Annotated in this window: 18 protein-coding genes and 1 pseudogene; 3 read left to right on the top strand and 16 right to left on the bottom strand. The window is 68.1% G+C overall.

Going from position 1 to position 18,893, the window contains the following annotated elements; genetic code table 11:
• Nucleotides 1–2: 2 nt before the first annotated feature.
• The 13 genes from A5753_RS14860 to secY all read right to left on the bottom strand — a co-directional run bounded on the left by A5753_RS14860 (nt 3) and on the right by secY (nt 12,983).
• Nucleotides 3–1,202 carry an NAD(P)/FAD-dependent oxidoreductase gene (locus A5753_RS14860; protein ID WP_067129287.1) on the bottom strand — a complete coding sequence of 400 codons (1,200 nt, stop codon included), beginning with the start codon at nt 1,200–1,202 and terminating at the stop codon, nt 3–5.
• A gap of 75 nt (nt 1,203–1,277) precedes the next feature.
• Nucleotides 1,278–1,784 carry a MarR family winged helix-turn-helix transcriptional regulator gene (locus tag A5753_RS14855; protein WP_067129284.1) on the bottom strand — a complete coding sequence of 169 codons (507 nt, stop codon included), beginning with the start codon at nt 1,782–1,784 and terminating at the stop codon, nt 1,278–1,280.
• A 34-nt stretch (nt 1,785–1,818) separates the two neighbouring features.
• Nucleotides 1,819–2,856, bottom strand: coding sequence for a histidinol-phosphate transaminase (locus A5753_RS14850; protein WP_067129281.1), 1,038 nt, complete (start codon nt 2,854–2,856; stop codon nt 1,819–1,821).
• Entirely contained in the window at nt 2,856–3,875 is a 1,020-nt protein-coding gene (locus tag A5753_RS14845; protein WP_067129278.1) for a 3-oxoacyl-ACP synthase III family protein, read from the bottom strand. The genes A5753_RS14850 and A5753_RS14845 overlap by 1 nt, the downstream gene beginning before the upstream one ends.
• Before the next feature lie 10 nt (nt 3,876–3,885).
• Nucleotides 3,886–4,551 carry a hypothetical protein gene (locus A5753_RS14840; RefSeq protein WP_067129274.1) on the bottom strand — a complete coding sequence of 222 codons (666 nt, stop codon included), beginning with the start codon at nt 4,549–4,551 and terminating at the stop codon, nt 3,886–3,888.
• Nucleotides 4,532–6,277, bottom strand: a complete 1,746-nt coding sequence (locus A5753_RS14835) for a thiamine pyrophosphate-binding protein (protein WP_067129272.1) — start codon at nt 6,275–6,277, stop codon at nt 4,532–4,534. Before A5753_RS14835 ends, A5753_RS14840 begins: the two co-directional genes overlap by 20 nt.
• A gap of 92 nt (nt 6,278–6,369) precedes the next feature.
• On the bottom strand, nt 6,370–7,710 hold the full coding sequence (locus tag A5753_RS14830) for an FAD-binding oxidoreductase (protein ID WP_067129269.1): 1,341 nt from the start codon (nt 7,708–7,710) through the stop codon (nt 6,370–6,372).
• Nucleotides 7,711–7,719: 9 nt separating this feature from the next.
• Complete coding sequence (locus A5753_RS14825) at nt 7,720–8,910, bottom strand: NAD(P)/FAD-dependent oxidoreductase (RefSeq protein WP_067129266.1); 1,191 nt, start codon at nt 8,908–8,910, stop codon at nt 7,720–7,722.
• Nucleotides 8,911–8,955: 45 nt separating this feature from the next.
• Nucleotides 8,956–9,666 (bottom strand): anti-sigma factor, encoded by a 711-nt coding sequence (locus A5753_RS14820; protein ID WP_067129552.1) that lies wholly within the window; start codon nt 9,664–9,666, stop codon nt 8,956–8,958.
• A 39-nt stretch (nt 9,667–9,705) separates the two neighbouring features.
• Nucleotides 9,706–10,251: a sigma-70 family RNA polymerase sigma factor gene (locus A5753_RS14815; RefSeq protein WP_082971329.1), complete on the bottom strand. Its 546-nt coding sequence runs from the start codon at nt 10,249–10,251 to the stop codon at nt 9,706–9,708.
• A gap of 61 nt (nt 10,252–10,312) precedes the next feature.
• On the bottom strand, nt 10,313–11,113 hold the full coding sequence (gene map / locus A5753_RS14810; RefSeq protein ID WP_067129260.1) for a type I methionyl aminopeptidase: 801 nt from the start codon (nt 11,111–11,113) through the stop codon (nt 10,313–10,315).
• 2 nt (nt 11,114–11,115) lie between these two features.
• The gene (locus A5753_RS14805; RefSeq protein WP_067129257.1) at nt 11,116–11,661 is read right to left on the bottom strand and encodes an adenylate kinase; all 546 of its coding nucleotides are present in this window, start codon (nt 11,659–11,661) and stop codon (nt 11,116–11,118) included.
• The gene (secY, locus tag A5753_RS14800) at nt 11,658–12,983 is read right to left on the bottom strand and encodes a preprotein translocase subunit SecY (protein WP_067129549.1); all 1,326 of its coding nucleotides are present in this window, start codon (nt 12,981–12,983) and stop codon (nt 11,658–11,660) included. Before secY ends, A5753_RS14805 begins: the two co-directional genes overlap by 4 nt.
• A 288-nt stretch (nt 12,984–13,271) precedes the next feature.
• Here secY and A5753_RS14795 point away from each other — a divergent pair, with 288 nt between their 5' ends.
• Complete coding sequence (locus tag A5753_RS14795) at nt 13,272–14,186, top strand: class I SAM-dependent methyltransferase (RefSeq protein ID WP_067129254.1); 915 nt, start codon at nt 13,272–13,274, stop codon at nt 14,184–14,186.
• A gap of 3 nt (nt 14,187–14,189) precedes the next feature.
• On the opposite strand, the gene A5753_RS14790 is transcribed toward A5753_RS14795, so the two are convergent.
• Nucleotides 14,190–14,855, bottom strand: coding sequence for a GNAT family N-acetyltransferase (locus A5753_RS14790; RefSeq protein ID WP_067129251.1), 666 nt, complete (start codon nt 14,853–14,855; stop codon nt 14,190–14,192).
• A gap of 9 nt (nt 14,856–14,864) precedes the next feature.
• The gene (locus tag A5753_RS14785; RefSeq protein WP_067129546.1) at nt 14,865–16,226 is read right to left on the bottom strand and encodes an FGGY-family carbohydrate kinase; all 1,362 of its coding nucleotides are present in this window, start codon (nt 16,224–16,226) and stop codon (nt 14,865–14,867) included.
• Between the two features lie 30 nt (nt 16,227–16,256).
• Between A5753_RS14785 and A5753_RS14780 the strand changes: the two genes are divergently transcribed.
• Nucleotides 16,257–17,237, top strand: coding sequence for an NAD(P)-dependent oxidoreductase (locus A5753_RS14780; protein WP_067129248.1), 981 nt, complete (start codon nt 16,257–16,259; stop codon nt 17,235–17,237).
• A complete protein-coding gene (locus A5753_RS14775) occupies nt 17,234–17,887 on the top strand; it encodes an L-fuculose-phosphate aldolase (RefSeq protein WP_067129245.1) in 654 nt (217 codons plus the stop codon). The genes A5753_RS14780 and A5753_RS14775 overlap by 4 nt, the downstream gene beginning before the upstream one ends.
• Here the strand turns inward: A5753_RS14775 and A5753_RS14770 are convergent.
• Nucleotides 17,866–18,795: pseudogene (locus A5753_RS14770) on the bottom strand (zinc-binding dehydrogenase); the annotation flags it as partial. The gene A5753_RS14775 and the pseudogene A5753_RS14770 sit on opposite strands and share 22 nt — an antisense overlap.
• Nucleotides 18,796–18,893: the final 98 nt, after the last annotated feature.

The raw sequence follows: 18,893 nt of genomic DNA, 5'->3' as shown, positions 1-18,893 counted from the left end.
GATCAGACACGCGCGGGCGCGGCGGTCGCGAGGTCTCGACTGATCTCCGCGGACATCCGGCTGTGACTCACCTGGTGCAGGAACGACGCCAGCGCCCAAGTCATCAACCGGTCCGAGATCATTGCCGCCGGCCTGAGCATGGACTCGCTGCGGGACACCTGCTGCGTGGTCACCCAGGACACGGCCTTGACCTGGCGCCGCCGGGTCCTCTCGTACCAGCGCAGCGCGCTCGCGAGATGATGTCTGGCGCCGGGAGGGATTGGCCGGTCGAGATTCGAAAGCGCCTTGCACAACACCATCGTGTCCAGCAACGCCTGGTTGGTCCCCTGCGCAAGCGTGGGCGGCATCGTGTGCGCGGCATCGCCGAGCAGCGTGACAGCGCCACGGCCCGCGGGAGGAATCGGATGCCGGAAATGCGGGAACGGCGACGGGGCAAGATCCTCATCGTTCAGCGTCGCCAGCACGCGGTCGACAAGGGCGGACCACCCGGTGAAGTGGGAGCGCAGTGTGTCGATTGGGCTTGGCGGCCTGACGAAGTCCGACGACCACGGCAGGTCAAACCACCACTGCAGCTCCGAACCTCCCGCCGGCCACAGGCCAAGGTTTGCCTGCTCGCCGATGATCATCAGCGCGACGTTCCTATCGACGTCGCCCGCAAGCGTCACAAGCCCCTGCCAGCTGCACCAGCCGGTGGGCCGCGCGGCCGGCCCGCCAACATGATCACGGACCCTCGAATGCAGGCCGTCCGCGCCGATCAGCAGATCCCCCTCGGCCGAGGTGCCGTCGTCGAATTCGACCCGCACCCCGTTGCGGGTGTTGACGAAACCGACGGCGCGGCGGTGGAACCGAATGCGCTCTGCGGGAAACGCTTCCAGCAGGCGTTCGAGCAGGAGCCGACGCGGGACCATCCGGACCGGTCCGCCCAACCGTGCCGTGATCGTCGCCAGGTCCACAGTGGTGATCCGGCGACCCGTGGGTGTCTTGACACGAACGGTGGACAGTGGCTGCCCGGCGCCGTCCATATCGACACCAAGCTGCTCCAAAACCCTCGCGCCATTGGGCCAAATGGTTACGGCGCCGCCACCCGGCCGCGAATCCGGGCGTCGCTCGAAGACGGTGACGTCATGCCCGTCGCGCAAGAGTCCCCGGGCAACGGAGATACCCCCAGCACCGGCTCCGACGACGAGGATGCGAAGCGGCATCGGTGTTAGTTCCGCGCAGCGCAAGGATTCATCGCAGACCTCCTACCGCTTTCACGTAGGACGCCGGCGGGAGGTTCAAAAGTCGCCGGCGTTGCGCCGCAGCGTCTCAATGGACGACACGAGCGCTTCGGACTGATCGGCGTCGATTCCGATGTCGGCGAACACCTGCTCGTTGAGCGTGATGGTGGCGTCCTCGACGGTCGAGCGCCCGAGATCGGTGATCTGCACGAGTGTGGTGCGCCCGTCGGTGGGGTGTGGCACCCGCCGCACCAGCCCGTTGGCCTCCAGCCGACGGATCGCATGCGTGACGCTGGTGACGTGGACCTGCAGGCGGTCGGACGCCTTGGTGATGGGCAGCGCGCCGCTGCGGCTGAAGGCCAGGAGCCGCAGCAACTCGAAGCGGGAAAAGCTCAAGTCGTAGGGGCGCAGCGCGTTCTCGACGCGGGCGAGCAGGATCTGGTGAGCCCGCATCACCGACGTCACCGCGACCATGCCCGGCGCCACGTCACCCCAGCCGGAACGCGTCCAGTTCGCCCTCGCCTGCGCGATCGGGTCGGGTTTGTCGGATGCAGAAGGGGCCACGTCCTTTCTTACCGCACTTTGGTCGCGATTTTCCTCAGGCTTGTGACTTTGCCACCGCGGCCAGCACCGCTCGGGTGGATGCGCGGCTCCCGACGGTGATGCGCGCGCCTCCGTCGGGGTAGTGCCGGACCTTCAGCCCGGCCTCACCGAACACCTGTTGCCAGTGCCGCCCGACGGACGGCAGGTAAACGAAGTTGGCGTGTCCGTCGGTAGTGCGCACCCCCACCGCGGCGAGGCGCCGAGACAAATACTGCCGCTCACCGGCGATTCGCAGAATGCGTTGCCGCAACTGCTCGTCGGCGGCATAGGATGCGGCCACCGCGACCAGGCTGGTGATCCCCATGCCGAACGGCAGTTGCATCTTCCACAAGATCGCGGCGAGCTCCGGGGCGGCGAACCCGTAGCCGATACGAAGTCCGGCCAAGCCATAGGCCTTCGAGAACGTCCGCAGCACCACAACATTCGGGAATCGCCGCACCAGATTCGGCCCGCCGACACGGTACTGGGGGGCGACGAACTCGATATAGGCCTCGTCGAGCAGCACGACGGTGTCGTCCGGCACCCGGCGCAGGAATCGTTCCACTTCCGCGACGGGTTCCATCGTGCCGGTCGGATTGTGCGGCCGGCACAGCACGACGACGTTCGCGCCTGCCGCCGCCTCGGCCATGGCCCGCAGGTCGTGGTGACCCGATTCGTCGAGCGGAACGGTGATCGGCGTCAGGTGGGCCATATGCGCGAAGATCGGGTATCCGTCGAATGTCGGCTCGCTCAACACAACTCGGTCGTCGGGCCGCGTCACCGCGTGCAGGACCTGCATCGCCACCCCGCTCGCCCCGGCCCCGAGCACCACCTGGTCGTCGCCGACCCCGACGTGCCCGGCGACGAGGGTCCGCATCCGTTCGGGCCGGAATTCGGGATAACGGTTGGCGGCGTCGATCGACCGGATCAGCGCCGACCGCACGGCCGGCAGCGGCGGGAAGGGGTTCTCGTTGAGGGACAGCGCCAGCGGATCGATCGCATCCGGCAGTGCGCCGCGCGTCTCGACGGGTTCCGCTTCCAGCACGGCCGCCATCAGTCTCGCCCGCCCCAACGGACTGCGGCCGCGCCCGCGAAGTCGCCGGCGTGCGCGAAGGCCGCCATCATCACCACATCGCCGGCGTTGAGTTGGCCGTCGGATATCGCACGGTCGAGGTTGACGGGGATGCCGGCGCCGAACAGGTTGCCGCATTCATCGAAGGTGTCGCGATGACGTTCGGCCGGCACCTCGAGCGCCTCGCGCCAGTTACGCAAGAACACCCGATTCGGCTGATTGGTCACCAGCAGATCAATCTCGTTGGAGGGCAACCCAATGCGGTCGCAGACCGCGAGCGCGACTTCGGGGACCTGCCTGTTGCCGCGCGCCAACACCTTGGTGATCTTGCTTTCGGTGAAACCGATGCAGCCTTCGCCCGGTCCGGGTTGCCACCATTTGCGGGGCGGGTCGATGGCGATCGTCATGTCGCCGGCGTATGCGCCGTAGGTGCGGCACTCGACATCGAGAATGGGCGAATCGTCCGACAGCGTGACGAGGCCCACGGCGGCGCCGTCGCCGGGCACCGACGACTGCGCCTTGGTCCGCACACCGGGTTGGTCGAAGATCTGCCCGGCGGCGTTCTGCGCGACGGCGATGAGTGCGGTGTGCCCTTCGCCGGACATCAGGAGCCGGCGGGCCACCTTGAGCCCCAGCACGAACGCCGCGCAACCGCCGTTGTGCAGGTCCAACACCCAGTTGGGTCGCATGCCCAGGCGGTGCGCGATGCTGCCACCCCCGCCGTAGAACGGCATGTCGGGCATCTGAGTGTGGGTGATCAGGACGTCCACGCCTGCGATGACGTCGCGGCCGTTCCGTTCGATGACACCCGCGGCGGCCCGCTCGACCATGTCGACCGCGGTTTCATCGGCCGCGACGTGATGGCGGAATTTAGGGGCGCGGAACATCAGGTTGCCGGCCAGCTCATCGGAGCCGGCGAACTGCGCGTAATATCCTGCGCCGATGGGTTCTCCGGGCAGGTAGGTGGAGACGTCGGTCAGGCTCGCGGTTGGTTGCTTCATTGTGCGGTGCTCATCTCATCCAGACCGGCGTGATCGGCAGGCCGTTGCGGTGGCGGTACTCGGCGATCGTCTTGAGGTTGTTCAGCTCCACCCCGTGACCGGCGCCGAAGATGTCCCAGAAGTCACCCACCCAGCCCGGCCGCTCCGGCGGCGCCGCGTCGGTATACGGGTTGTCGTCGTAGAAGGGGTGGTGGCAATTGGTCCACAGCACAACGGAACCGGGTTTGTTCAGCACCATCTGCGCATCGACGACCCGCATCAGGTAGATCATCCAGAGGTGCTCGCCCTGGTCCCAGGCGCAGTGGTAGTCGACGGTGCCCGCTTGGGCGTTGGCCACCGTTCGGGCGAAGATCTTGGTATCCGGGAGCAACCGGTCGTACGCCAGCCACAGCCCGGGCTCGTCGGTAGGGGTGAAGTCGCGCAGCGTGTATGTCCACTCCTCGAGGCTGCGCGTATCGGCCAGGTATTCGAACAGCTCGTCGGGTGGGCATTCGACGTAGTCGCTGACCGTGCAGTATCGCCCGAAGACCTCGTCGTGCGGGTACACAGACCGCATCTGGGCCATGAACATCGGGGCGGTCTTCTCGAGCGGCGAGGTCTCGATCCGGACCAGCCCCTCGATCGGCTCAGTGGTGCCGGTATGAACGTGAATGTCGTCAAGCGCTGGCAGGGACATCTGATCTTTCCCCTTTGTGAGGTGTTGGTCGGCCAATGAGTTTGGTCGCTTGCTGGTTTAAAAACGTTGCAAAGGGCGGGATTTCGTCGGCGGAGCACTCGACGCTGATCACCGACGGGCCGTCCGCGGTCATCGCCGCTTCAAGGACGGCAGCCAGCGCGTCGACGTCGGCGACGTCTATCGCCGACAGCCCCGGGAACATCGCCGCCAGCCCGGCGCCAAGGCGGCTGGGGCCGAACCGGTTGTAGCTGTACAGGTCGTCGTAGAACAACTGCTCGCGGGTCACGCACATGGCGTGGGCATTGTTGTTGAACAGGACGAACGTCACCGGCAGCCGGTATTGCACCGCTGTGTGAACTTCCATGCCGTGCATGAAGAAGGCGCCGTCGCCGGCGATTACGACGGTGCGCCGGCTGAGCCGGCTGCCCACGGCACGGCCGAAAGCCATCCCGATGGCGGCACCGAAGCTGTAACCCATGCCCCCCATGCCGAGCGCGACGGCGAACCGCCCGCCACGCCGGACCGGCAGATGGTGAATGGCCGCCGCCCCGGTGTTGCCCGCGTCGACGACGATGTCCACACCCTCGGGTAGCACCCGGTCCAGCACCCGCAGTGCATCGCGGTAGCGGACACCCGGACCGCGGTAGGGCGGTGGGCGCAGTTCGGTGTCGGTCACGAAATCGGGGACCCGCAGGCCCCTCGGCCGCCCGTGGCCGGACAGTTCCATGGCCACCATGCGCAACGAGGTCCGTAGGTCATCCGTGTACACGTGGGTGCACTCGACGTACGGCGCCGCCGACCCGATCGAGACCGTCCGCGCCGCCGTCAGCGCGTCGTCGAGGCCTGCCCGGGCCGTCACCGACAGGCGGGTGCCCACCACCAAGCACACGGTGCAGTCACCGACCGCCTCGGCCACACCGGGATGTCCCATGACACCGGTCACGCCCAGCGCCGACGACGAACCCGAACCCGGCGTGCCCGCGACGTCTTTGGCGTCCGGCACGCAGGCCACCCGCGCGCGCAGCAGCGCGCGCAGCGTCTCCAGCTCCGCTCGGGCATCGTCGCGGGCCACCTGCTCGCCGGCGATGATCGTGACCGGCCCGTCGGCGGCACGCAGCGCGCGCAGTACCGGATCCAGGTCACCGATCCGGGGCGCCGCCGATGGACGGGTGGTATGCCCGTCGTAACCGATGACCGTGACCTGCTTCTGCTGAACGTCCTTGGGCAGCAACAGGACAGCCGGTCCACCGCCGCGTGCCGCCGCGATGGCCTCCGGCAGGGCGGTGACGATGTCGGAGGGTGTCAGCACCCGCCGGCACCAGACCGATACCGCGGAGAACAACGCCTCGGCATCCAGCGCGCCATTGCGGCCGCTGGTGTCCTGGAAGCTGCCGCGCCCGTCCATCGTTGTCGCCGGCTGGCCCACCAATGCCAGCACCGGGACGCGGCTGGCCAACGATTCCCCGAGGCCTGGAACAAGATTTAGGGCACCCCCGCCGGAAGTCGCCGCCACGACGCCCAGGCCGGCGCCGCTGCGGCTGTACCCGTCGGCCATCGTGGCCGCGGAGAATTCATGCTTGGCCAGCACGGCGGTGATGTCTGCGCAGAAGTGTGCGGCATCGTAAAGATCTTCGATGTTGGCGCCGTCGACGCCGAATATGTAATCGGCGTCGGCCCTTGCGAGATGCTCGACGATGTGGTCGACCACCCGGTGTTGCCTCGACATCTGGTCACCTAACTTATGACGATGCCAGTGACACGACCCGCGGGTAACTTCAGTTCACTCCGAAAGGGGATCCCCGCGGATTACCTGCACTTTTAGATGTGTGTCAAATAGCCGTGGAACCGGCCATCCGGGTCGTAGGCCGAGCGCACCCGGTCCAGCCGCGCCATGTTCGGTTCGGTGATGAATCGCGCCGGGCGCCGGCACAGGTTCTCGTCCGCCAGCGAGATACCGGTCGCCAGGTGCGACATCGCGGCCATGTTGGACGCGGCCCAGTCGCCGTACCGTTCGTCGTCCGCCGGGTCCTGCCAAATGGTGTACAGCGCCAGGTAGATGTCGTCTTCGAGGCCGTACACCATGTCGGTGCGGCTCGGCGACGTCTTCCAGCCCGTGAAGATGAAGTGTGACGGGTGCGGCGGCATGGTTTCGATGATCCGGCGGATGCCCGGCAGTAGTTCTTCGGCGGAAGCCGAGGTGAACATGCTATCCGCGATGTAGCGGTGGCCCTTCGGGTAACTGGTCATCACGGCCGTGTACCAATTGGTCAGGGTCGTCGGCGCGTAGGGAAGGCTGACGATCGCTTTGTCGACGACCGGGCAACTGCCCAGCGGGGCAAGGGCTTTGGCCGCGTCATCGTCTGAATCGGCGAAGACGGGCGAGGCGATCGTGATGCCCGGCCGGTCGAGGCCGGCTCCCGGGAAGCTACGGGCGGTGTGCATCTGCAGCTCGACCCGGTCGTCGAGCTCGCCGCTGATCGAGCGCGCCCACGTGAAGACCTCGTCGGCGAGTTCGATCGGGTACATGTACAGGCAGGTGCCCCAAACCGCCGGACGCGGATAGACCCGAAGCTTGAACGAGGTCACCACGCCGAAGAAACCGGGACCCGAACCGCGTGCAGCCCAATACAAGTCGGGATGGTTCTCGGGATCGCAATAGATCCGCTCACCGTCCGCGGTGATGACCTCCAGCCCGAGCACGCTCTCGCACGCCGGTCCGAGGGCCCTGCTGTTCCAGCCGTAGCCGCCTTGCAGCAGATAACCACCCAGGCAGATCCCCTCGCAATGGCCCGCGGGAAAGAACAGGTTTTGCCCGTCGAGTTCGGCCGCGAAGATGCTGGCGATCTTTCCCGGGCCCACGTCCGCGGTCATCCGTTCCGAATCGACGCTGCAGTGGTCGAGGCGGCTGACGTCCAGCAGCAGGCCGCCGTCGCGAAGGTGGTTGGCGACCCAGCTGCGCCCGCCCGAACGTACCCCGACGCGATGCCCGTTCGCCCGCGCATAACGCAGCGCCGAGACCACGTCATCGCAGTCGTGCGCCTGCACGATCACATCCGGAAATCGTTCCGGCACAAGGCCGTTCCAGACCGTATCGAGGCGGGCCGTTTCGTAGCCCGCGTCGCCGCGGAAGAAGGTGCGTTCGGTGGTGAGCAGAGACATTCGCGTTCCTTAAACCGTCGCCAGTTGGTCGCTGTTCTGCGACCGTCTGAGGTAGCCCGCGACCTTCGCGGCCAGGGGGGTGGCGGCCAGGCGGATCGCCCGCAGCGGGCCGTTCGGCGGAATCCCGTATCCGATCGCGAAGAGTCCCTCGCCGACATGGCAGGCGAAGCCGCCGCGCGGGTTGCCGTGCTGGTCGAGGACATCGAGGTGGCCGACCAAACCGTGCAGGTTCGCCTCGAACCCGGTTGCGGTGATGATCACCTCGGGCGTCAGCGATGTGCCGTCGGCGAGGATGACGGCGTGGGATTCCAGCCGCGTGACGGCGCCGACGACTTCGACGCGCCGCGCTCGCACCACGTCGACCAGCCCGTCGGCCAGCGTGGGAATGCGACCCCGGGTCTCGACAGTCGCTTTGAGGCCGACCGTGGGCCGCTGAAAACCATACGGGGACAGGTCGCCCCACATCAGGCGGGTCGCGCGGGCGATCAGCGGATCGACCATGCGGGCGGGGACCCTTGCGGACAGCTCGAGGAAGATGTCCGACGGGAACCCGCCGATGGCCCGCCGCACCAGGTGTGGCGGTGTGCGCACCGCCAGCCAAATCCGGCGGGCGCCGTCGTTGGCCAGCTGCACGGTGATGTCGGCGGCGGAGTTGCCCGCCCCGACGACGAGGACGTCTCGGCCGCGGTACGGCCACGCGTTGGCGAACTCCCCGGAGTGAACGATCTCGCCTTCAAAGCGATCAAGCCCGGGCCAGCGAGGGGCGGCCGGCACGCCATAGTTTCCTGTGGCGAGAACTATTGTCCGGCTCCGGATTTCGCCACATGATGTGTTGATCTGCCACACGCCCCCGCAACGATCGACCGAGTGGACTTCGCAGCCGAGCATGAGCGAAATCTTCTGCCGGACGACGTAGCCATCGAAGTAGCGGACCATGTCCTCCTTGGTGGGCCACCGGCCGGCACTCAACGGGATACGTTGTCCCGGTAGGTGGGACAAGAACCCGGTTGTGTTGAGGCGGAAGTCGTCATAACGAGTGCGCCAGGAGATTGCCGGCGCCGCCGCGCGGTCCAGCACGAGGGCTTTGACGGCGTGCCGGTGATCGAGTTGCCGTGCGACGGCCAGGCCCGCGGGTCCGGCTCCGATGACAACGGCATCGACGCTGTCCCGAAGCCCGGCCGCGAGGTGGGTCCCTGGCATGCCGGTGTAACGACACGCGAGGGCGTGGGGTTCAGTGCGCGGGATTTACAGCGATCGCTGCAACAAAACCTGTCCGGTGTCGGCGGCAACCACCTGCACGGCGGCGATCTGGTCGACCGGAGTCGAGATGGCACCCGCCGGTGTCGCCGTGTGGCCGGGCACGGCCACCCATGTCGCCAGCCGGGTCTGGCTGCCGTCGCGCCCCAACACGACCATCGCGAGCGTGTCATGGTGCGCGGTCAGCGGAGCCAGGCAGACGCAGCGCAGGTTGATGGATGTCCCCCAGTGCTGGCCGCTGACGGCGACCGTCGACGTCAGCAGGCTGGTGCCCACCTGCGCCATCGGCTCCGTCGACGCGGTCATCTGCTGGGACGGAGTTGCCGACCACCCGTGCAGGCCGACGAACACCGCGATGGCCAGTACCGCGGCCGCGGCCGCCGACGCAACCCAGGTCACTACCCGGGTGCGGCGCCGCCGCCAACGAACCGTCGCCAGCAGCGACGGCAGCAATTCCGCAGACATCTCCGGGGCCGGACCGGATTGTTCGATCGCGGCCACCTCGTCACGGTCGAGCTGTGACAGCAGGGCCGGCACACCACTGAGATCGGCGACGGCGGACCGACAGGCCGGGCAGTGCGCCATGTGCGTCTCGAATTCGCGCCGTTGCGCGGCCGACAAAGAGCCCAACACGTATGCGGCATCCCACATCGCGTAACGATCTTCGGGAGGGCCGATATCGCGCACCGGCGTCCTCATTTCATCCATCTCTCTCACCCCTCGCGCATTCGGAGCCCCTCATCGGGTAACCCCAAGTTCCTGCAGAGTGAGTCGCAACGCCCGCACAGCATAGTGTAGTCGCGACTTCACTGTTCCCTCTGCGATTCCGAGGTCGGCAGCAGTCTGTGTGGTGGTCCAACCGCGGTAGTAGGACCGTTCGATCACCGCTCGGTGGTCGGCGGACAACTGGGCCATCGCGTCCGCTATCAGCAATCGGTCCAGCGCCGCATTGACCTCGTCGGGCGTGGACTGTTCGGGCGCACCCGAGACGTCTGTGGAGCCGACGACATTGCGAAACCGCGCGCTGCGCCGGTCGTCGATGATCATGTTGCGCGCCACGGTGAACAACCACGCCCGCGCCGAGCGCTCGGTGTCGCCGATGACCTCGGGGTGTTGCCACGCCCGCAGCAGCGTTTCCTGGACCACATCCTCGGACTGGCTCGCGTCCCCCGTCAGCCGCAGCGCGTACCGCCACAGAACCGCGGCGTGTTCGTCGTAAAGCGCCTTCATCAGAGCGGCCTCGGCAGCCCCGGACGCCCTTCCAGTGCCAGCCACACGAGCCACTCGATCACCTCCTGCCCGGGAAACGAGGTGAGTGGGCGTTTAGTTCAAGGCTAGTCGGCCCCTAAGCCGAGGTCAGGATGCGTGGCCCCGCGTCGGTGACCGCCACGGTGTGCTCCCAGTGCGCCGCCCGTGACCCGTCGGTGGTGATGACCGTCCACTGGTCATCGAGCACCACGGTCTTGCCCGTTCCCAGCGTCAGCATCGGTTCGATGGCCAGGACCGACCCGGCGGCCAGCAATGGGCCGCGTCCCGGAGAGCCCTCGTTGGGCAGGAACGGGTCCAGGTGCATCTGGCGGCCGATGCCGTGGCCGCCGTAGCCCTCGACGATGCCGAACGCCCGCGAATGGCGGGCCTCGGCGTCGCGGGTGCCCATCTCGATGGCGTGCGATACGTCGGTCAGCCGGTTACCGGGCACCATGGCCGCGATTCCGGCCTCCAGCGATTCCCTGGTGGCCTGCGATAAGGCTTCGTCGGCCGCATCCAGCATCCCGACTCCGAAGGTGATCGCGGCGTCGCCGTGCCAGCCGTCGAGCACCGCCCCGCAATCGATCGACACCAGGTCACCGGGCGCCAAAATCTCGGCGGCCGAGGGAATCCCGTGCACCACGCGCTCGTTGACCGACGCGCAGATCGACGCGGGGTAGCCGTGATAGCCCAGGAACGACGGCGCCGCGCCGGCGTCCCTGATCACCGACTCTGCGATGTCGTCCAGGCTCAGCGTCGACACCCCGGAAACCGCGGCCGCGCGGACCGCCTGCAATGCGGCCGCCACCACCGCGCCGGCCGCGGCCATCGCGTCGAGTTCGCCGGCACTGCGCTGCGGCACCACCTTGCGACCCCGCAGCCGCGCCAGCGGGTTCATCCCTACTTGCCCAGCGCCTGCAGCGCCCGGGCGAACACCTCGTCCATGGTGCCGATGGCGTCGACCGTCTTGAGTTCGTCGCTGTAGTAATCCAGCAGCGGCGCGGTCTCGGCACGGTAGATCTTCATCCGGTTCAGGATGACGTCGTCGGTGTCGTCGGCGCGACCGCGGCCCTTCAGCCGCTGCAGCAACTCGTCTTCGGAGACCCGGAATTCCAGCACGGCGTCGATGTCGGTGCCCCGGCGTCCCAGCATGTCGTGCAGCGCCTTGGCCTGCTCGATCGAGCGCGGGTACCCGTCCAGGATGAAACCGTTGGCCGCGTCCGAATCGTTCAGCCGGTCGTCGACGAGCTGGTTGGTCAACTCGGAGGGCACCAGGTCGCCGGCGTCGAGGTAGCGCTTGGCCTCCAGGCCGAGCTTGGTGCCGTTCTCGATGTTGCTACGGAATAGCTCTCCGGTGGAGATTTGCGGGATCCCCAGCTTCTCCGCGAGCTTCTGGGCCTGCGTCCCCTTGCCCGCCCCCGGCGGGCCCAGCAAAACGACTCTCACTTGAGGAACCCTTCATAGTTGCGCTGCATGAGCTGGCTCTCGATCTGCTTGACCGTATCCAAGCCCACGCCAATCATGATCAACACCGCGGTACCGCCGAACGGCAGATTCTGAACCGCTCCGCTATTGCCAATCTGCAAGAACAGGTTGGGCAGCACCGAGATTGCGCCGAGGTAGATCGAACCCGGCAGGGTGATCCGACTCAGCACGAATCGCAGGTAATCGGCCGTCGGCTTGCCCGGCCGGATGCCGGGAATGAAGCCGCCGAACTTCTTCATCTCGTCGGCACGCTCGTCGGGGTTGAACGTGATCGAGACGTAGAAGTACGTGAAGAAGATGATGAGGCCGAAGTAGATGGCGATGTACACCGGATCGCTCGGGTCGGACAGGTAGGTGCCGACGAACTTGTCCCACCAGCTGTTGCCCACGCCTCCGGCGCCGCTGCGGATCAGCTGCGTGATCAGGTGCGGGATGTAGATCAGCGAGGACGCGAAGATCACCGGGATAACACCGGCCTGGTTGACCTTGAGCGGCAGATACGTCGACGTTCCGCCGTACATGCGGCGGCCGACCATGCGCTTGGCGTACTGGACCGGGATCCGGCGCTGGCCCTGCTCGACGAACACCACGCCGACGATGATGACCAGCGCGGCGATCAGGACCGCGCCGAAGATCATCCCGCCCCGGCTGTCCAGAATCTGCTTGCCCTCGGCGGGGATGCGCGCCGCGATGCCAACGAAGATCAGCAGGGACATGCCGTTGCCGATGCCGCGTTCGGTGATCAGCTCGCCCATCCACATCACCAGCGCCGCCCCGCTGGTCATCACCAGCACGATGACGACCAGCGTGAAGATGCTCTGGTCGGCGATGATGTCCAGCGAGCAGCCCTGCAGCAGCCCGCCGTTGGCCGCCAGGGCCACGATGCTGGTGGCCTGCAGGACGGCCAGCGCGATGGCCAGATAACGCGTGTACTGCGTCATCTTGGCCTGGCCGGATTGGCCTTCCTTGCGCAGCTCCTCGAACCGCGGGATGACCACCGTCAGTAGCTGCACGATGATGCTGGCTGTGATGTAGGGCATCACCCCCACCGCGAACACGGTGAGTTTGAGCAGCGCACCACCGGAGAATAGGTTGATCAGCGAATAGATCTGTCCGGCCGCGCCGCCGCTGGCCTCTTTGATGCACTGCTGGACGTTGGGGAAGTTGACGCCCGGGGACGGTAATGCGGCGCCGACCCGATACAAGACGACGATGCCAAGAGTGAAGAGGATCTTCCGTCTCAGGTCGACTGTCCGCAGCGATGAGATGAAAGCGGAAAGCAACTCTTCCTCCTGCGCAGCCGGGGTTTCCTGCATCACGCGCCCAACACCCGCAGGCCAGGACGTACGGCCGACTTATCTATAGCGCGTCAAACCGTGTACGAGACTAACAGCTGGTACGCCCAGGTCTGGTCAGGGCCTTTGGGTCGGCCCTTCGATCGCGCCGCGCGGCGCCGTCGGCCGGGTGTTCGCGCCGTCGCGGCACCGCGCGAAAAAACACAGGAAGCCGTAAGCCGTGCGGCGTAAAGTTCCTCCTGACTCGTTGCATTTGCTAAATAACTTGGGAGCAGCATGACACGCACTGACCAGGACAGCTGGGACTTGGCCTCAAGCGTCGGTGCCACGGCCACGATGGTCGCCGCGGCCCGCGCACTGGCCAGCGAGGCCGGCAACCCGATCATCAACGACCCGTTCGCCGCGCCGCTGGTGCGTGCCGTCGGTCTGGATTTCTTCCGGCGCCTGGTCGACGGCGAGGTCGCCGAATCCGACGGCTACGAGGGCAGCGGTCAGGATCTGGGGCTGGAGACCGACTCCATCGCCGTGCGCACCCGCTTCTTCGACGACTTCTTCCTCAACGCCGCCCGCGACGGGGTCCGCCAGGCCGTGATCCTGGCGGCCGGCCTCGACGCCCGCGCCTACCGGCTGAGCTGGCCGCCCGGCAGCGTGGTCTACGAGGTCGACCAGCCCGCCGTCATCGAGTTCAAGAGCACCACCATGTCCAGCCTGGCCGCCGCGCCGACCGCCGAGCGGCGCACGGTCAGCATCGACCTGCGCGAGGACTGGCCGGCCGCGCTGCGCGCCAGCGGTTTTGACGTGACGCAGCCGACCTCGTGGAGCGCCGAGGGTCTGCTGATGTACCTGCCGCCCGAGGCCCAGGACCGGCTCTTCGACAACATCACCGAGCTCAGCGCCGCCGGCAGCAAGCTGGCCACCGAGTACCACCCCGACACCACGGGCACGACGATGTCGCAGCGCGCCCAGGAGTTCAACGACAGGTGGGCCAAAATCGGCTGCGACATCGACCTGTCGGGCCTGTTCTTCGACGGCGAGCGCAGCAACGTCGTCGACTACCTGACCGGCAAGGGCTGGGAGGTGGCGGCCCGTCCGCGCCGCGAACTGTTCGGCGACTACGGCCTGCAATTCCATGACGACGAGGCGATGGCGCAGTTCCGCAACATCGTCGCCGTCACCGCCACCCTGCGCTGAAGCTCAGCGGGGATTGGCGGCGGGTGCGCGCACGACCATGGGCACCGCGGGGAAACACCACGCCATCTCCGAGCGCGACTTGCGCAGCGCTGCGGTGCCGTAACCCCGCTTGCGGTGATCGGGGTGAATCCAGATCCGGACGTCGACCTCGCCGCGGACCAGCTCGCCGAACACCATGCCGACCTTCTCGCCGGAGTCGATCGCCACGAACCACGCGGCCTCTTCGTCGTCGACGCGGCTGAGCGCGGCCCTGATCTCGTCGTCCACGTTGCCGGCGGGTCCACCGGAGCCGTCACCGGCAAAGCCGATGTCCTCGGTGCGGACGGCGAAGATGTCGCGGTCGATCGCGGCGGAGAAGGGCCGCAGCTCCAGCGTCTCGCCCAGGCTCGCCGGTCGCTCGCCCAGCGTGAAGCTCAGCTGCTTGTTCAGGTCTTCGAGTTCGGCGAGGATCTTGCGGCGCGAGTCGATGGTGAGCTGATCGAACGACATGCCCATCACCGCTTCGGCGGCGACATGCGAGGTGTCGAGCAGGCGGACGATCGCCTCCACCGCGGCCGCCTTGTTCTCCGATCCCACGACGAGGTCGGCGATTTCGTGCCGTCGCTCAAGGGCTTTCAACAGTGCGTCCGCGATTTCGCGGCGGGCGGCTTTGCGGTCCTGGTCGGTCATTGCACCAGCCTAGAACGCCGGTGGTGTCACCGCGCTACATCTTCGGCTTCCCAGCTCCTGGAAGCGCTGATAGCGATCCTCGACCGCGCTCGCCCAGGCGGGGTCGGGCTCGACTGTGCGCTCGATGCGCGCCCACCGGGCGGCATCGGCGATGGTCGTCTCCAGGCCGACCGCCATGCGCGCCAGGAAGGCCGCCCCCAGCGCGGCCCCTTCCGCCACGCCGGACACCTCGACCGGCCGCCCAGTGGCGTCGGCGATGGCCTGCAGCCACGGCCCCACTCGGGTGCCGCCGCCGGTGGCCACGATGCGCGACACCGGCGCACCGCCGAGTTCGATGAGCGTGCGGACCACGAAGCCGGACGCCTCGTAGGCGGCCCGTCGCAGCGCGGCGGCGTCGTGGGTCAGGTCCAGGGCCTCGAGCACGCCTCGGCGGTCCCGATCGTGAAAGGGGGTCCGCTCACCGCGCAGATAGGGTGCCCACACGGGAATGCGCCCGGGTTCGACGTCGGTCGGATCTGCCGCTGCCACAACGCGATCCACCCAGCCCAGGAACAGCCCGCCCGCGTTGCTGGCCCCGCCGATCTGGCTCTTGCCGGGCGTGGTGTGCGGAATGGTCCACAGGCCGGGCATCTGCCGGGCCTCCGAGATGGTGGTCCACACAATCAGCGTGGTGCCGCACATCACCAGCACGTCGCCATCGTGATCGGCGCCGGCGACGATCTGTTCGCACAGCGCGTCGATGGCGCCGGTGGCCAACGCGGCGTCGGTGCCGCGCACCTGTCCGACGACGGCTCCCATGCTCTCCACCCGCGGCATCTGCTCGACGGCCGCGCCGCGCTCGGCGCAGGCTTCGGGATTCCAGCCGGTCCCGTCGAACAAGGGGAACGCGGTGGCGGCGGTGGCGATGTCGATCACCGGCTGGCCCGACAGCGCGTGGTTGGCCACCGCCGGCGCGGGCCAATAGCCGGCGGCGCCCGGCGCGTGGGCGGCCGTCCAGCGCAGGAACTCCCCGGCCTCGCCGAGCGCGGGCAGCGGCTGAGCGTCGCCGCCGGGGGGGCGGCCGCGGCCGTCCCCGTAGAGAAGTCCCGGCGTGACGGGCGAGCCGCTGTCGTCGACCGCGGTCATCGACGGCACCATCGCCGAGACGGCCGCCGCCGCGATGCCGGGCTGATGGATCAGTCCGTTGAGCGCCGCCGACGGTCCACGCCGCCACGCCGCCTCGGCGTCGTGCTCCAGCCGGTCGGGTGCCGGTACCCGCAACTCATGCGGGATGCGCACGCGGCCCGTCACGTTGCCGTCGGCGTCGGCGGCTATCGCCTTGACCGCGGTGCTGCCGACGTCGATACCGATTGTGACGTCTTTGCGTGACACGGGCGTCACCGTACGCCAGCATTGGCACTCGTGACGTCCAAACCGCGCGCCTTGGTGACGGCCCCCATGCGGGGGGCGGGCTTCGCCAAACTGCGCGAGCTGACCGACGTCGTGTACGACCCCTGGATCGAAAAAGCCCCGCTGCGCATCTACAGTCCCGAGCAGCTGGCCGAGCGGATCAGCGGCGAGTCCGCCGAAATCGTGGTGGTGGAAAGCGATTCGGTGCGCGGCCCGGTGTTCGAGCAGGGCGTGCGGGTGATCGCGTCCACCCGCGGCGACCCGAACAACGTCGACATCGCGGGCGCCACCGCGGCCGGCATCCCGGTGCTCAATACCCCGGCCCGCAACGCCGATGCCGTCGCCGAGATGACGGTGGCCCTGCTGCTGGCCGCCACGCGTCACGTGCTGGCCGCGGACGCGGATGTACGCAGCGGCAACATTTTTCGCGACGGCAGCATCCCGTATCAGCGGTTCCGGGCGGCCGAGGTCGCAGGACAAACCGCCGGGCTGGTGGGCCTCGGCGCCGTCGGCCGGGCGACGCAATGGCGGTTGTCCGGACTGGGCCTGCGGGTCATCGCGCACGACCCCTACAACCCCGACGCCCGGCATAGCCTCGACGAGCTGCTGAGCGAGGCCGACGTGGTCTCGCTGCACGCCCCGGTCACCGAGGACACCGCCGGGATGATCGGCGCGCGGGAGTTCGCCGCCATGCGCGACGGCGTGGTCTTCCTCAACACGGCGCGCGCCCAGCTGCACGACACCGATGCCCTGGTCGACGCCCTGGCCGCGGGCAAGGTGGGCGCCGCCGGGCTCGACCACTTCGTCGGCGAATGGCTGCCGGTGGATCACCCGCTGGTGGCGATGCCCAACGTGGTTTTGACCCCGCATATCGGGGGCGCCACCTTCGACACCGAGGCCCGACAGGCACAGATGGTGGCCGACGACCTCGAGGCGCTGCTGGCAGGCAAGGCGCCCGTTCATATCGTCAACCCGGAGGTGCTGGGGCCATGAAGTACGTCGACAACCCGGAGACCGCGGTCCTGGACGCCGCTAAGGACATGCTGCGTCGCGGCCTCGTGGAGGGGACGGCGGGAAACATCTCGGCCCGGCGCGCCGACGGCAACGTCGTCGTCACCCCGTCGTCGGTGGACTACCGCGACATGCAGCTCGACGACCTGGTGGTCATCGACGCGGACGGCGCGGTGCTGCAGGCGGCCGAGGGCCGGTCGCCGTCGTCGGAAATGCAGCTGCACCTGGCCTGCTATCGGGCCTTCGACGACATCGGCAGCGTCATTCACAGCCATCCGGTGTGGGCGACCATGTTCGCCATCGCCCACGAATCGATCCCGGCGTGCATCGACGAGTTCGCGGTGTACTGCGGCGGCGACGTCCGGTGCGCCGACTATGCCGCATCGGGCACGCCCGACGTCGGCACCAATGCAGTCAAGGCGCTCGAGGGCCGCGGCGCCGCGCTGATCGCCAACCACGGCCTGGTGGCGGTGGGACCGCGGCCCGACAAGGTTCTGCACATCACCGCCCTGGTCGAGCGGACCGCCCAAATCGTCTGGGGTGCAAGAGCACTCGGTGGTCCGGTGCCCATTCCCGAGGACGTCAACCGCAACTTCGCCGGCGTATACGGCTATCTGCGCGCCAACACCTGACGCTGGTCGATGCCGACTTTCACCGCACCGCTCTCGCCCTGGTTGGCGATCGCCAGAAAGGCCTCGCGCCACTGCCCCAAGCCGAACGTGTGGGTGAGCATGGGGCGCAGATCAATTCGGCCCGCGGACGCCAGGTCGAGGTAATGGGCGATGGCGTGCTTGCGCTGCCCCTCCACCTCTTCGATGCCGAAGGCGTTCGAGCCGACGAACGAGGCCTCCTTGAAGTAGAGCGGGCTGTCCTCCCAGCGTCCGGGCGCATGAACACCGGCCTTTACCAACGTCCCTCGCGACCGCAGGACCCGGACGCCGACTTCGAAGGTCTCGGGCTTGCCGACGGTGTCGTAGACGACGTCGACCGTGCCGGGGTGAGCCATCGGCAGTCCCTGCAGCGGCTGGCGCAGCCGGCCGCCGCCCCACTTGACCAGTTCCTCGATGACGGCAAGGCGCGGTTCGTGCGCAAGGATTTTCGCGGCACCCAAGCGGCGCGCCAGCTCGGCCTGCGCAGTGAAGCGCGCCACCACCGCGACGGCAACGTCGGGATACAGCGCCCGCAGGATCGCGACCGCACACAACCCGAGCGAGCCGGCCCCGTACACCAGTACGGCGCCGGAGCGCGGCGGCGGATGGCGGGTGATCGCGTGCAGCGACACCGAGAACGGGTCGGCGAACACCGCCATCTCGTCGGGAATCGATTCCGGCACGGCGAACAGCATGCTGTCGTGGGCGGGCATCAGCTCGGCGTAGCCGCCGGTCACGTCGGCCGAGACCCCGGTGTGGATGCCGGGCTTGATGTCGCCGTCGGTGAAACTCCAGCACAGGCTGTAGTCACCGGCTTCGCATGCGGGACAAGGCGATTCGATGCCGCGCGGCCCGCAGGACAGCCACGGGTTGAGCACCACCCGCCGGCCCGGCGGGGGGGCCCGGGGCGGGGGGGGGGGGGGGCCCCCCGCGGCGGCGCCCGCGGGGGCCCGGGGGGGGGGGCGCGGACACAAACCCGGCACGGCCG

The sequence above is a fragment of the Mycobacterium sp. 852002-51971_SCH5477799-a genome (assembly GCF_001667145.1).
Classification (GTDB): domain Bacteria; phylum Actinomycetota; class Actinomycetes; order Mycobacteriales; family Mycobacteriaceae; genus Mycobacterium.
The sequence above is the reverse complement of the archived record's forward strand: the minus strand, read 5'-3'. Positions and strand labels throughout refer to the sequence as shown.